11 protein-coding genes and 3 tRNA genes are annotated in these 13,789 nt (G+C 38.7%); 4 read left to right on the top strand and 10 right to left on the bottom strand.

What is annotated here, in order from left to right:
- Positions 1-60: 60 nt before the first annotated feature.
- Entirely contained in the window at positions 61-894 is an 834-nt protein-coding gene (locus tag H6G86_RS00510; protein ID WP_190932648.1) for a protein NO VEIN domain-containing protein, read from the bottom strand.
- 76 nt (positions 895-970) lie between these two features.
- The gene (locus H6G86_RS38085) at positions 971-1,216 is read right to left on the bottom strand and encodes a PIN domain-containing protein (RefSeq protein WP_199338112.1); all 246 of its coding nucleotides are present in this window, start codon (positions 1,214-1,216) and stop codon (positions 971-973) included.
- A 219-nt stretch (positions 1,217-1,435) separates the two neighbouring features.
- On the opposite strand from H6G86_RS38085, the gene H6G86_RS00500 reads away from it, so the two are divergent.
- Positions 1,436-1,693, top strand: a complete 258-nt coding sequence (locus H6G86_RS00500) for a hypothetical protein (RefSeq protein ID WP_190932647.1) — start codon at positions 1,436-1,438, stop codon at positions 1,691-1,693.
- A 327-nt stretch (positions 1,694-2,020) separates the two neighbouring features.
- On the opposite strand, the gene ppk2 is transcribed toward H6G86_RS00500, so the two are convergent.
- From ppk2 to H6G86_RS00460, 8 genes are all read right to left on the bottom strand, one after another.
- A complete protein-coding gene (gene ppk2 / locus H6G86_RS00495) occupies positions 2,021-2,938 on the bottom strand; it encodes a polyphosphate kinase 2 (RefSeq protein ID WP_190932646.1) in 918 nt (305 codons plus the stop codon).
- 397 nt (positions 2,939-3,335) lie between these two features.
- Positions 3,336-4,712, bottom strand: coding sequence for an SNIPE associated domain-containing protein (locus tag H6G86_RS00490; protein WP_190932645.1), 1,377 nt, complete (start codon positions 4,710-4,712; stop codon positions 3,336-3,338).
- A 161-nt stretch (positions 4,713-4,873) separates the two neighbouring features.
- Entirely contained in the window at positions 4,874-6,400 is a 1,527-nt protein-coding gene (locus H6G86_RS00485; RefSeq protein ID WP_190932901.1) for a slipin family protein, read from the bottom strand.
- Between the two features lie 626 nt (positions 6,401-7,026).
- Positions 7,027-7,102 (bottom strand) — tRNA-Ile (locus H6G86_RS00480).
- A 216-nt stretch (positions 7,103-7,318) separates the two neighbouring features.
- Positions 7,319-8,404 (bottom strand): reverse transcriptase family protein, encoded by a 1,086-nt coding sequence (locus tag H6G86_RS00475; RefSeq protein WP_190932644.1) that lies wholly within the window; start codon positions 8,402-8,404, stop codon positions 7,319-7,321.
- A 395-nt stretch (positions 8,405-8,799) separates the two neighbouring features.
- Positions 8,800-8,874 (bottom strand) — tRNA-Met (locus H6G86_RS00470).
- A tRNA-Met gene (locus tag H6G86_RS00465) sits at positions 8,874-8,949 on the bottom strand. The genes H6G86_RS00470 and H6G86_RS00465 overlap by 1 nt, the downstream gene beginning before the upstream one ends.
- A 414-nt stretch (positions 8,950-9,363) precedes the next feature.
- Complete coding sequence (locus H6G86_RS00460) at positions 9,364-9,942, bottom strand: Alr1449 family protein (protein ID WP_163926960.1); 579 nt, start codon at positions 9,940-9,942, stop codon at positions 9,364-9,366.
- Positions 9,943-10,108: 166 nt separating this feature from the next.
- Here H6G86_RS00460 and H6G86_RS00455 point away from each other — a divergent pair, with 166 nt between their 5' ends.
- From H6G86_RS00455 to H6G86_RS00445, 3 genes are all read left to right on the top strand, one after another.
- Entirely contained in the window at positions 10,109-10,774 is a 666-nt protein-coding gene (locus H6G86_RS00455) for a TraX family protein (protein ID WP_190932643.1), read from the top strand.
- Between the two features lie 622 nt (positions 10,775-11,396).
- Entirely contained in the window at positions 11,397-12,353 is a 957-nt protein-coding gene (locus H6G86_RS00450; RefSeq protein ID WP_190932642.1) for an orange carotenoid protein N-terminal domain-containing protein, read from the top strand.
- Positions 12,354-13,247: 894 nt separating this feature from the next.
- Entirely contained in the window at positions 13,248-13,670 is a 423-nt protein-coding gene (locus H6G86_RS00445) for a hypothetical protein (protein ID WP_190932641.1), read from the top strand.
- Positions 13,671-13,789: the final 119 nt, after the last annotated feature.

Genomic DNA, 13,789 nt, shown 5'->3' with positions numbered 1-13,789 from the left:
AAAATAGGAGTTTAGAATATTTAATTTTTAAATTGCATCTCTAAATTTAGCAGCATCCTCTTATTTAAGGCTAGCTACATAGTTAAGTATTCTCAAATCAAACCTCTGCAAAAATTCCTCACCAGTATAAATAGTAAAAACAGGTTTATCTGAAGTTGCCATATTAACAAAAGCTAAACGATATATTGAAGGATACTTTTTGGCTTCCGTAACCTCATTAGCAGAAATAATAAACTGTTTTCCTTTACCAGAAATACCTTTGACCTCTACATGTAATTCAATCCCATTGTTTGCTTTACAGAGAAGGTCATATCCTAAATTCTTTGATTCTACTGAAACAACTTTACAACCCTGCCCTTCATAGTAGTTTGTAATAACTTTAATAGCTGCCAATTCTACAACTTTATTGGAGTATGAATTACCAAAAACTGTGTCTGTCTGTATTGTTGAGTCTACTAATACTTTCTGGCTCAGTATTTCGCACTGATGTGATTGATTTTTTTGACGATGCTGTTCTGATAGCTCTATTAAAACTTTACAGAATGGATGCTCAGTAACTTCATGAAATCCAACTCTAAAGTTTTGACAATAACGGAGATAATCAAAGAAATCAGGTTTTGAATTCAGAAGTACTCCCTTCTGCTTATTTCTGTTTTCAAGTATCCAACCATCCCCATAGGCTACATATTGCCAGGGTGGGGGATACCCATCTTCAACATCTGTACAGATAAAACGTTCCCATAAAAGATATTTTCTTGGTTCAGAAACACCCACTATTAAAAAAATAGTGTTGCCAATAGTGTCTAAGACTTCATGTTTATTCGTTGATATACCAAAGCCATCTGGGAAACTCTGTATCTTCTCAAAATTGTGATATTGAACCCAATAACGCATAATTGTCACCTAAACTAAATGTAAATAAAATCATTTCGATAGCTGCTCATGCAGAATTAATTACTTTTGATAATAACTAAACTACATTAAAACTCATAACAGTATAAACACACAGGAAATAATTAAATGGAGGGATGCGATCGCATGAAACCGTCCAATCCTCAATTAACAATCCAGGTACTTTGCCCAAATCCCGATGATTGCGCGTTAATAAAACTAATTTACGAGATACTGCGATTGCCCTAGTTCGACAACACGCCACTGTATATTTATACTGGGTGAAGTTAAGCGATCGCCCCAACTTGACAATATACCACTGCATATTTATAAATGATATGTGCGATGCACAGAATTTAGATATCGCTCTGAGTGGCGATTGCGATCGTTCAATACTGAACCTGCATTATCAACCAGATGGATTGGCAACTCCCACAAACCCACATTTTGTAATGCAACTTTGCAAAAATAGGAAGACCCACTACTAACCCCATTCGAGATACAATATTGATGTATTGTGTTTTTTAACCCTAGAAGGAAACTTATGGCAAAAATAAAAAACAATGCACAGCTAACTTTCAACGAAGTTGAACTTGAAGAACTCTCCGATGCAGAGATGAAATGGGTGATTGGAGGAGCATCGGTGGCTTCAGTGCCGCAGTTTAAAGTACCGCAGTTCCAAATGCCGCAGTTCCAACTGCCTCAATTTGATTTCCAACTGCCTCAATTTGATTTCCAACTGCCCGAGTTCCAAATACCGCAGATTCAACTGCCCAAGTTACAAATGCCCGAATTTAATTAGTCTTTGCTTCACTTGCCTGCACTTTGATTTCAGCAATTTGTCACGAACTTTCATACTTAGGGCTTAAATCTTACCTTCAATAGTATCAAAATCATAAGGCTCGATAAACTTCAATCAACTTCTGTCACTTCCGGCGTTCTGTACCTAGTATTGTTTTAAAAGCAATTGCTCTCAAGCTATGTAATTGACTAATTTTTGACAGAACTATCCCTAGAATAAAAATTGGTTTGGAGAATGAGCTATAGGCGATGTCTACGACGGGCTACGCCTACGCAATACCTATAGATAACGTTTGCCATATTCAATATATTAGCGAGAAGTTGTAGCTCAATACACTTGAGGGACAAAGAACTGCTCATTACGAGGAGCGCGAACATAATCCTCAGCCACAGGTCTAGAGGGAAGCTCTAACGGAGGAGGTGTCATGTCTTCGTAAGGAACTTTGCTCAACAAATGATGAATACAGTTAAGCCGCGCCCGTCTTTTATCATCTGCTTCAATGGTAAACCAGGGGGCTTCTGGAATATTAGTGTAAGCAAACATGGTATCTTTGGCTTTGGAATATTCTACCCAGCGATCGCGTGATTCCAAGTCCATTGGGCTAAGTTTCCAGCGCCTTGCTGGATCGTGACTGCGAGAGAGAAAGCGTTTTTCTTGTTCTTCATCGCTGACGGAGAACCAGTACTTGATTAAAACAATGCCCGATCGCACCAGCATTCGTTCAAATTCCGGGCAAGATTGCATGAATTCTTGATATTCTGCTTCAGTACAAAAACCCATCACCCGTTCAACTCCGGCTCGGTTGTACCAACTGCGATCAAAAAGGACTATTTCGCCTGCTGTCGGAAGATGTTGCACGTAACGCTGAAAATACCACTGAGTTTTCTCGCGATCGGAGGGAGTTCCCAGAGCAACTACACGACAGCCACGAGGATTGAGTGGATCGGCAATGCGTTTTATTACTCCTCCTTTGCCGGCTGCATCGCGTCCTTCAAATATGACGACAACCCGATAGCCAGTGTGCTTAATCCAGTATTGCATTTTGACTAGCTCAATCTGGAGTTGCTTTAGTTCAGTTTCAAAAGTCTTTTTGGGAATTTTCTTAGCAAAAGCTTCTGTGCTACCATCAAAAATCCGTTTGGATTTTTTAGCTTTTTTCTTGTCTTTTGCCTTGACTAGGCTTTCTATTAAAGTGGGTTGAACTAAATCATTATTTTGCTGGTTTTTAATTTCATCAATTGACATCGCAGTGACTCCATGCCATTAAATAGGCATAATTAAAGTTTATGTATAAAGTATATATTTTAACGCAGGCTGAGTGTAAATATACACCTTTGGAGTATGGCAATACCAAAGATGTAAAATTTTTATTTTTTAGTTTAATCGCAGAATATAGCAAGACCTATTGAAAAGCGATCGCGGATGAACCTTTTAGCTATTTATTTTGTTGTAGTTGTTTAATTTTTTCTATCAACAGACGAACTTGAACAGGTTTGTTACGAAACCAGTCTGTTGACCAAATGCGGTAAATTCTTCAACCTAGCCTTTCAAGCACTTATTGTAGGTTTTAATCCTTGATTTATAGAGCTTTGAGGTTAATTAGCTGATATGTCTATTGTTAGATTGCTGACGCTGCTCTATTCTATTGACGCTCACGTTCTTGAGCTAGAGTCTTTCGGTAATCAACAGCCTCAGCAACTTTTGTAAAAGTTATCTCCGACCTACAGATTTTAAGTTCTGCATCTGTTTCTCGTACAACTTTGACTATTTCTTCTAACGAAACTCGGAAAAACTCTTTTCTCTTATTCTCTTTGTTCATTCTTCTAGTGTGAAAACACCTGTGTAAGCGAGATTCAAGCTCTGGAGCATTTTCACAAAAGATCATAGCGTGAACATCAAAAGGGAAAGGAACAGAAGCATCACTTAGCTCTTTAACTCGTTCCATTGGTTCAAGCCTGCGTGTCATACCGATCTTATAGACATCTTCACCAAAGGAACCAATATTTGAAATGATGTAGATGTGTCCAGATTTAGTCAGTTGAGCTTGAGAGATGGCCCTTTCTTTATTTGCTTCTGCCTCTGCAAGCCGCTTTTGTAACTCTTCGATTTGGCTAAAGAGTTTCTGCTGAACCTTTCCTGTCGCTGATTCTATGTCTCTACGGGCTTTTTCTAGCGCCTCTTCATAACGACGCTCCTCACGTTCAGCCTCCTGTTTAGCTTTCTCAAGATCGCGTAATGCTTTTTCCTCTTCACGCATTTGTTCACGAATAGTACGCTGTTCTTCCTGTTCCTGATATTTTTTCTCTTGATATTCGTGGGTTAACCAAAGTTCTTCTAATTTGATATCTAAGTACCGTGGTGCAACCTCACAGTGTGTAGTTTGAGACAGCTTATTCAAGTCTCCATAGGTTTTTCTAATGCGATTCTCCATTGTTTCGACGTTGCTGTACTTGACTTTTGCTACAGAGGCATCACATTCGCCATTGAAAGCGCGAAGAACCAATTTGAGAAAATTATCGGTCATTTTTTTGCCTTCTTTCACACTACCGCCAACCGACCATTCCGTATGACAGACAGCAGCTTGCTTATCCTTAATCATCTGTTTCTGCTGGGCACGAATTTTGTCCAAGCGTTGCTTGTACTCTTCAGCCTCTTGAAAATCATACTTGGATTCGTAAAACCCGAAAGCTTCAAAAATTTCTTGCTCTTCAAGTCCTTTAAACTGTGCCCTAAGCCCTGAGATTTTGACAGATAGTTCTCGCTCTTCCGTCTTTGCCTGTTTGTCAAGTTGTTTAATTCGATCTGTCAGGACAGTGATTTGCGTGTCTAGTTGCCTAGCAGTATCTTCTCTGGATATAAGTCCTCCATATTTCCGATCTGCTTCTTGTAATCGCTTGTCTATTTCCTTTAATCTCTGTTGAGCTACTGTATAATCGTTTTTGCGTTGCTGTAGCTGTTTAGCCACCAAAGTAAGTGCAGTTGCTAATCCAATGGACACGAAAAATAATAGATATGTCATTTAGTTTTTTATAGATTTATGGAAGTATATATACTGAAGGGTTCAGCTAACCGGAGATAAGCAACTTTTACAAGTTCGATTAGGCGCGATCGCAAACATTTTGTCACAATTAAATTCATCAATACGCGATCTAAACCAACTCTCAATCTTTAATAACTAAATTATTGTGGATTCATCCGAATCAAGTCTGTCAAAATACTATCCAAGCTGCCGTTAACTTGAATTCGATCAATCTTCTCTGCAATCCGCTCTAATACTTCCAATTCCTTCAAACGCAATGCAACAGGGTTATCTTCCATCACTTTAGCTGTGTTTAGCATACTGCGAGTAGCAGCCGTTTCTTCTCTACGTCTGACTACGTTGGCTTGAGCGGCTTTTTCTGCCTCGACTACTTTGCTCAAGATAGTCTTAATCTCACCAGGTAAAATAATATCTTTGACACCTACAGAATCAACTTCAATTCCATAGTCTGCGGCTTTCTGGCGAATATATTCAGAGATACTTCTATCAATTGCACCTTTATCTTCTAATAAAGCATCTAAGTTGCGTTCACCAACCGCGCCACGCAAAGCAAACTGTAATTCTTTGTATAAGAAGCCGGAAATATCTGACAACCCGTTTTTTGCTCTCAATGGGTCTTGAATGCGGAAGCCAGCCGTCAAATTCAACCGCAGAGGTACTTTATCTTTAGAGAGGATGTCTTGACCAGATACTTCCATATTTTGTAGTCGGAGATCAATGGTTTCAGTTTGAAAAGAGCGGCCAAATAACCACCAAGCATGTACCCCTGGCGATCGCTGTTCTTGAAACTCTTGATTAATGTATACTAGTCCAACGTGTTGGGCAGGAACTTGGCAAATATGCAAACAGTTGCGACTGAGCAATTTCACTTCTGTTGAACCCTCAACCAATTCAGCCACTAAGTTAGGCTGTAACTGAGCATCAGCACTGATGTCGATAATTTCCACTTCAACACCTTGCCAAAATAACTTGCGGCTAGTGGGTGGCAAAATAGAAATTACTTTCCCTCGATAGCGCACAATTGCAACTTGCGAAGTCTGTAATTGCACAGTTTCACAGTAGGCAGCAATAAAGTCGGGATGTTTTTCAATGAGTACATCTTCCAAGGGAAAGTCTGGGTTAGGGATAATCCGGCTGAGAATTCGGACTGTAACATCTCTATCTACCGACCAAAAAGCATACTCTCCTGGTTCTAGAGGTCGCACAAAATTGTTTTGCAGATATAATAAACCAATCTCAGACTCTGATATTTGGAACTTCTTTAGTCCATTTAACGCAACTGAGCGCAATTGTTGTACAAAGGAAACAGGCAATTCTAAGCTTTCCTCCAAGTTGAATAGATGAGACTCTACCTCAATAAAACCACGCCAAAAAGCAATCAATTTATTTGGTGCAACGCTTACCCAATTCTGACCATAGCGGACTAACGCAACTTGGTTGAATGCGGTTCTGATAATCAATAAATGTTGTTGCAGTTCGGCTTCATGATTTCGCAACAACAGTTCTAGGTTTTCAATTTGAGCTAGTGGCTGATTGAGGTCATGAATTTTTACTTGCCAATGGCGACCAAAATATGTGTGTGTACCGGGCTGCAAAATTTTCTTAAAGTCACTGCGGTGATATAAGATGCCGATTTCGTTAGGTTTGATATAAAACGTTTCCCACATAGTGATTTGCATAAATAATTTATGTGATAGTTTAAGTAAGCTAGGCGATAGTCCGCAACTAGCTAAGAAGATTTGATCAACACATTTATAACCTTACTTGAACTCAAATACCATCTGTATCTCACAGCTTAACTACTGGAGTAAACAGAATTAATTTTGAAGTTCTTTAGGCTTTACAACCCTGGAAACAAAAGCTAAAAGATTAGTTTTAGCAGCTTGTACTACTATATACTACAAAAAAATATTTACTCTGCCAATGCAGGTTTTTACAGTTCCGGTGCGGACAAAAGCTTCTCCAAAGCTGGATTAAGATTGCTGTTACTTTTCCCAAATTGCTCAATGGCAATCTAAAAAAGATAACCACGCTCAAATATGCCGTTCGCCTTGCCAATCCAGAATTCTCAAAGGAAAACCAGATGTAGGAAAAGGAAGGAACATACTCAAGTTAGGGAGAGATACAGTTGCGCTAGCCCTTTTACTGTTATAAATACCTGCATAACAGAGTAGGAAAAACAAGAAAAAACAAGAAGTTTTTTGATTGAGGTTTTTTGAACACCCAATACATTTGTGTAGCCATAAGGCTGCCTTGTCCCTAACAAGGTGCCCATACCCAGGGCGAGGGTTTTTGGGTGAAAGTATAGGAATCGAACCTATAACCAATCGGCGATACACCGACCGCTTTACCAAATGAGCTAACTTTCATGGTGAAATAGTTGAAATCACTGAGCGGTATACGCTATTACCAGAGGTTAGCGTACCAGTCGGGTATACAGAACCCAAACTACAGCTTTGTGACTTTGTTACTATCCCGGTTCAAATCTAGCACAGGAAAAAAGTTAAAAGAATAAATTCCATTTGCGCTGGCTATTCTTAGCTGAGGTACACCTAAATAAGTCTTTTCTAGCTAAATAAGCACCTTTAAAAAGGTACTTCATCAGTTTGAGAGTCACCATATTTCTGCTTGATGCGTTCCACGCTTGATTTAAATTCTGCACCTTTGTTTGGGTTAATCATTGCTACATAATTTGCAAACCCGGTAATTGCGGCAATTAAATTACTTGATTTTCCCCAAGTTTTTCCTGAAAAACCTTCTTGTTCTATTTGATATAGAGTTGCACGAAAGGCTTTTAATGTCTTTTTAGATATATTTAATTGTGTATTTACAATAACACCTGTTACTTCTTGCCGCACTGATTTACCAGAAATCTTGGTTTTATTATCATTCACAGTAAAACCTTCACTAGTAATAATAAATTTAGTGTTTTTAATCAAATTAGATATTTTTGATGATACATCCTCAGAAGCAGAAAATGTTAAATCGTCAGCGTACCGCGTATAGCAAAACCCAAGATTTTCAGCGATCGCAGCAAGACGACTATCGAGATTAAGGCAAACTAGATTAGAAATAGCAGGACTTGCAGGCGAACCTTGAGGTAAATGGCGGTTTTCAGAAGCTGTATAGTTAATTTGTCCATTTATTGCTATTTCAGCAGTTGTACAAATCAACCCGAAAATTGTCGCCGTAGGTTCTGAATAACCAAACCCAGAAAATAATTCTTTGACACGTTTGTAAGAAATTGACTGAAAAAAATTCTTTAAATCAATATTGACTATTACATTTGCACCAACATGGGGTTTAGCATTAGTGACTATCGAACGATTTTTACAAAAGCCGTGCGCTGCATTATGAATTTCTAATTTCTCTAAAATATTCTCTAAAATCCACCTTTGAGCAGCTTTCAGTTCGGGCTTTGGTGCAGAAATAATTCTGTCTCCACCTGTCTTTTTTGATATTTTGAAAGGGAAGTAATGTCTAGTTAGAGATGTACTAGTTGTTAAAAAGCACAGGTTTTCCAGGCTTATTCCCATCCCCAAGGCTATTTCTTCGGCAGTATTGTATTCAGCTAAACCATGCGATCGTAAAAGTGCTAAATTATCAGTTTGCAAGTTTTCTAAATTACTTTCAGCCGCTAATGGGGTAGTGATTAGATTTTTGCTGTACATAATGCAAAAGATTTTTTTACTCTGCAATGCAAGTGTTTACAGTTTAGGTGTGGGCAAAAGCTTCTCCAAAGCTGGATTAAGATTGCTGTTGCTTTTCTTCGACTGCTCAATAGCAATCTACAAAAAGAGAACCGCGCTCAAATATGCCGTTCGGTTGCTAATCTAGAATCTCGAAGAAAAACTAGATGTAGAAAACGAAGGAACATACTCAAGTTAGGGAGAAATGCAGTTGCGCTTGCTTCTTGACTGTGGCTACCGAACATCACCCTTACGAGTAATGACCGATAGCAGAACACTTGCACGCAGAGTTGAGAAAATGAGGGGTCTCGAATCTGTTAAGATCCGTACCATATTGGCTACCTTGGAAGGGTAGTGTCTTTTGACCCGGACAGGGTTGGGTGAAAGTATAGGAATCGAACCTACAACACATCGATTATGAGTCGATTGCTCTACCAGTGAGCTAACTTCCTGGAGTTTGATACAGGAGTCGAACCTGTGACCTTTCGATTATGAGTCGATCGCTCTACCAACTGAGCTAATCAAACGATGGTATAGTTTCAAGTACTCGGCGACATACGCTAATACCAGAGGTTAGCGCACCAGTTAGGTATATAGAACCTAAACTATAGCTTTGTAACTTTATTACTATCCCGCTTCAAATGTAACACAGGTATTCATCACTAAATCTCCTTTGCTAAACTACATCATTAAAGTTCAATAAACTTTAGTCTGGTTGATGTCTGATGCTTATAATGATATGAGTTAAAACAGCTATGAACTAGCGATAAAAGTAACTATTGAATTATGACTTAAGTAATCTCTAATGCTAGAGTTTTAAGGTTTGAATTACAAATGAAGCCTATCTTACCCGTCCATTGTTTTTTGAGGCAGGCAAGATGCCCGCCCTGGGTTATGCTTACGCCTCAATTTAATAGATACTCACAATTTATTGCTGTAACTCAGTCTGGGAAAGCTAAACCAGTCATGGGGTCACGGATATACAACCCTAGTGTGAGGCTACGCATCGCTTCATCCCAAACGGGTATTAATTGTTCTGCTTGATCTGCCCAATAATCGAATGTAATTAAGCATTGAACATTTGACCCCAAACCAATACAAGTCCGCGAAAAAGCTTCCCGTGGTTCTTCTTGAACATCAATGAACTTCATCTCTGTCCAGACAATTCTAGCTGTTTGGCGTTTGATGGTAACAATTTCTCCCCTAGCAATGATGTTACGACTGTCGTCTTCCATCACCTTTTTCAATGTAGATTTTAGTGGAAACTGGCTCCAGTCGTTGGGTGGCAGACGATTGAAAGATACTTCTAGACAGCAATCATCGTTAGGCGGTTTTTTATCGAGGAATTTGAAAGATTTGTCTTGTGGCTCAAGAATCCAATCCTGGGGAACATTGAAGCGAACAGCGCCTCTATCTGCTACAAATATTTTGTAACCTGATGGAGATTCCCAACGATGGTCAGGTTTTAGTTCAAGGGTTTCTTTTATCCACTGGAGATTGCTTTTTTTACGCTTTGCCATAGGGTTTCTGCATTTCCTGCTAAAGAGAGCAATGTGGAATAGCCTATTGTAGACATTGCCCTTTTTGTTAATGTTATCAAATTGCTAGGATTTTGAAGAACTCTTATATTAAATTAATAAGATTTTAGGGATTTTATATCAAGGAATCCAAGGTAACTATAACATTGTGATTAAAGTTTCAGCTTTTAGCATTAAAATCTTAGCCGCAGTGTTCATGGTTATGGATCATGTGTGCTATTTACTAATGCCTGAGTTCAGAATTTTGCACTTTATTGGACGATTGAGTTTTCCCCTGTTTGCATGGCTTTTGGCTAAAGGCGAAAAACACACCCAAAATGTATACCGCTATGGGAGCAGACTATTAATTACAGCAATTATATCTCAGCCTATTTATAGTTTTGTTTTTCGGAGTTTATCACTTAATATTCTCTACACGCTTGTTCTTGGACTTGTGATGTTGCGTTTAATAAGGCATTATTCGCATTTATGGCAGCAATTAATAATTATTGGCTTGAGTGCAGCAGTTGCCGAGAGTTTGGGTGTTGAATATGGAGCTTATGGGATTGGAGTAATTTTCTTGATGTCTTTAACAGACAAACTGAAGCCTAGCGTATGGTTGCTTTGCTGGTGCATCTTTGAGTTTATTTTAGGAACTTTATTTATCCATAATATATTTCAGCATTGGGCAATTCTTGCAGGATTCATTGTTTTTCAATTCAATGGTAAACAAGGTTCACGAGCTAAATGGTTTTATCTGTTCTACCCGGCTCATTTAATTATTTTAGGTATAATAAATTATTTAATACATTCCAGATATAGCAATCTGCTTTGATTTTTGTATCCCTCACGGGAGCGTAGCCATAATTATTTGCGTAGAAGGCAAGAGACAATAGTCAATAAACCCCTTTGATTCGTCCCTTTAATCCGTACTTAATTTGTTCAAATATTAAATATGTGTCCCTTGCGCGTCTCCCCTTCTCCCATTTGTAAGAGGCTAGCGCCAAGGGAGGAGCAAGTGGCGTTTGAGGAACGAAACTCAACATTTCCGGGGCTTTCTTTTTTAGGTTGCGCTTGGCTATCACAGTGGCGTAGAGAACGCAGAGAAAATAAAAAGGGATTTTCGCCAATGATTTAGGATTGCTATAGATGCTATAGCAATCCTAAATCATTAATATCTTTCTTTAGAGAGAGATATTTTTCTCAAAAAAAGTTAGGAAACTATAAACTTACAAAATAATAGTATATACATTTAATTCAATGATATTCATTAGATAAATCTTAGTCTTTTGTTAACGTTTACCAGCTATGATGCGAGAGTAGTGAATGATAATAATTTGAATTTAGATATCTAGGGATAATTGTGTCATTCAAAAAAAAGCCCTAGATTTATCTTTTAAGCTACAAAATGTAGCCGAAAGTAACTATTGAGCAGGTAAATCTTTAAGGTAACAAGCATGAATTATACTATCGAGTCTGCACGCAATATTTTCTCTAACACTCAAGTGGCAGATGCTGTTCCAGCCACTACAGCAATGTTTGCTGAACTCAACATTGATGATCAATTGGCATTTCTCTGGTATGCCTACGCTGAACTAGGTCGTACAATTACTCCAGCTGCTCCCGGAAAAGCAAATCTCCAATTAATGGAAGGTATTTTCAACGAAATTAAGCAGATGTCTCATGAAGAACAAACGCAATTAATGAGAGATTTAGCGAGTAATGCTGACACTCCTATTAGCCGTTCTTATGCATATTTTGGTGTCAACGCCAAGCTGGGATTCTGGTGGCAGTTAGGAGAGTGGATGAAACAGGGTATTGTAGCTCCAATGCCAGTTGGCTATCAAATGTCACCTCAAGTTAAAGCAGTGTTAGAAGCTGTTCAGAAAATCGATCAGAGTCAGCAAATTACTGTACTACGCAATACTGTAGTAAATATGGGGTTTGATCCGTCTCTGGCTGATAAAAAGCAAGCACAAATAAACTTTAAGTTTCCACGTACATCCTTAAGTCCTCAATTTACTATTGAGGGAGTTACAGAACCAACAGTGCTGAAATACATTGAAGCTATGAATGCAGATAACTTTGAAGCTGCTGTTGCTTTATTTGCTAATAACGGGGCACTGCAACCACCCTTCCAAAAACCAATTGTTGGTCGAGAAGCTATCACTTCTTACCTAAGAGATGAGGGACAAGGGTTAGTAATGAAGCCAACTAAAGGCGTTTCGGAAACTATCGAAGATGGTTATACACAGCATAAAATTACTGGTACAGTCGAAACTCCTTGGTTTGGAGGTAATGTTGGGATGAATATTGCTTGGCGATTTTTACTCGATCCTCAAGGTCAAATTTATTTCGTAGCTATTGATTTACTTGCTTCTCCCAAAGAACTGCTTAACCTAACTCGCAAGTAAAATTCCTTTGCCTTATTACAAAAGCAATTGTGATTGTTTACGATGATGTTTTAAAAAGTTTTTTTGCTCTCATTGTTAGGAAAGCATTGCATCTTAGTACATAGTTAAAACCTTAATTTAGCGTTGTACTTAACCCACGCAGAACTGCAAAATTATAACTTTCGAGGCTTTTAAAACATCTTCTAAGAGGTTGTTTAAAAAGTAGTTGGCTGTGATTGTTAGGCATTTATTGATCCCCTCTAACCCCCCTTAAAAAGGAGGGAACTAGAATCAAAGCTCCCCTTAAAAAGGGAACTGGAATCAAAGTCCCCCTTTATATATAAGGGGGATTTAGGGGGATCTAAAAGGATTTGATACATCACTAAGAACTTTTCAAACATCTCTAAGCGTCATAACGATCATCAAATAAAATTTCAATCCATGCTCGGTTCACCTAAAACCGAGCTTTAGTCATGTTTTAGCAATTTCTAGCAGTTGTTTGGATTGCTCTCTTTAGGCACTATGTTTTGCGATCGCACTACCATCACGATAATCATAACTGGTCATTGCAGCCCAAAAATATAGATAAAGCCGAATTTAGTAAGCAAAAGCAGCTTTTACTTATTCAAACCCCAGTTTGCTTTCTCATTTTGGTGTTTTCCGCAAGCAAAAGCAGCTTTTACTTATTCAAACCCCAGTTTGCTTTCTCATTTTGGTGTTTTCCGCAAGCAAAAGCAGCTTTTACTTATTCAAACCCCAGTTTGCTTTCTCATTTAAGTAGTTCGCGCAATCTGCTGTAATTATTCTTATGTAACAAAAGCTATTGCAGATTTGCCGGAATTCTCTCAGGCTGATCAATACGGAAGTTCTTTAAGGTAAAGAATATCAACCGTACTGTATTACAAGGTGTAGGTCATGGCTCGGAGAAAAAGAACTTCCGCAGTATTAGAAAGAGCAGTGCGTCGTGCAGCTAGCATAAACTCTATTGATCCAAGTTTAGATTTAGGCAATGGACTCACTTTACCTGCCTTTTCAACCTTGATCGAAATGATGCGAACTAAAGAAAACGCATATAACAGTGCCCTTTCCAGCTTGGATAAATTGTACCGGGAAATGCTGGAAACAGAAGACAAGTTGGGAGATATGACAGAACACATGTTAATGGCAGTTGGGACTCGGTATGGCAAAAGCAGTGTGGAATACGGTATGGCGGGAGGAGTCCCTAAAAGCCAGCGTCGTAAGGGATTGCGAGGCGAGTCGCTAACTCCTGGCGGGGAGCAACCGTCATTTGTTGCCAGTGTGGAGAGTAAGAATGGAAAGACAGCAGTAACAAGTTAGCATGTGTGCTATTACTCAAAATTTGGTCTAGTTTAAATAATTGCGTAGATGCATACTCTTAGGTCGAAGCAAGCTACGTAAAGCCTTTGTCTGCGACACACTGCGCGAATGTAGAGAAG

The organism is Nostoc sp. FACHB-133 (assembly GCF_014698055.1).
Taxonomy (GTDB): domain Bacteria; phylum Cyanobacteriota; class Cyanobacteriia; order Cyanobacteriales; family Nostocaceae; genus Nostoc.
Note: the sequence above shows the minus strand (reverse complement) of the source record. Positions and strands in the feature narration are given on the sequence as shown.

Excerpts from the sequence above, each read along its gene's own strand:
- H6G86_RS00450 (WP_190932642.1), top strand. The coding sequence starts at position 11,397 with ATGAATTATACTATCGAGTCTGCACGCAATATTTTCTCTAACACTCAA.
- H6G86_RS00460 (WP_163926960.1), bottom strand. The coding sequence starts at position 9,942 with ATGGCAAAGCGTAAAAAAAGCAATCTCCAGTGGATAAAAGAAACCCTT.
- H6G86_RS00475 (WP_190932644.1), bottom strand. The coding sequence starts at position 8,404 with ATGTACAGCAAAAATCTAATCACTACCCCATTAGCGGCTGAAAGTAAT.
- H6G86_RS00485 (WP_190932901.1), bottom strand. The coding sequence starts at position 6,400 with ATGTGGGAAACGTTTTATATCAAACCTAACGAAATCGGCATCTTATAT.
- H6G86_RS38085 (WP_199338112.1), bottom strand. The coding sequence starts at position 1,216 with ATGCAGTGGTATATTGTCAAGTTGGGGCGATCGCTTAACTTCACCCAG.
- H6G86_RS00490 (WP_190932645.1), bottom strand. The coding sequence starts at position 4,712 with ATGACATATCTATTATTTTTCGTGTCCATTGGATTAGCAACTGCACTT.
- H6G86_RS00510 (WP_190932648.1), bottom strand. The coding sequence starts at position 894 with ATGCGTTATTGGGTTCAATATCACAATTTTGAGAAGATACAGAGTTTC.
- H6G86_RS00500 (WP_190932647.1), top strand. The coding sequence starts at position 1,436 with ATGGCAAAAATAAAAAACAATGCACAGCTAACTTTCAACGAAGTTGAA.
- H6G86_RS00445 (WP_190932641.1), top strand. The coding sequence starts at position 13,248 with ATGGCTCGGAGAAAAAGAACTTCCGCAGTATTAGAAAGAGCAGTGCGT.
- ppk2 (WP_190932646.1), bottom strand. The coding sequence starts at position 2,938 with ATGTCAATTGATGAAATTAAAAACCAGCAAAATAATGATTTAGTTCAA.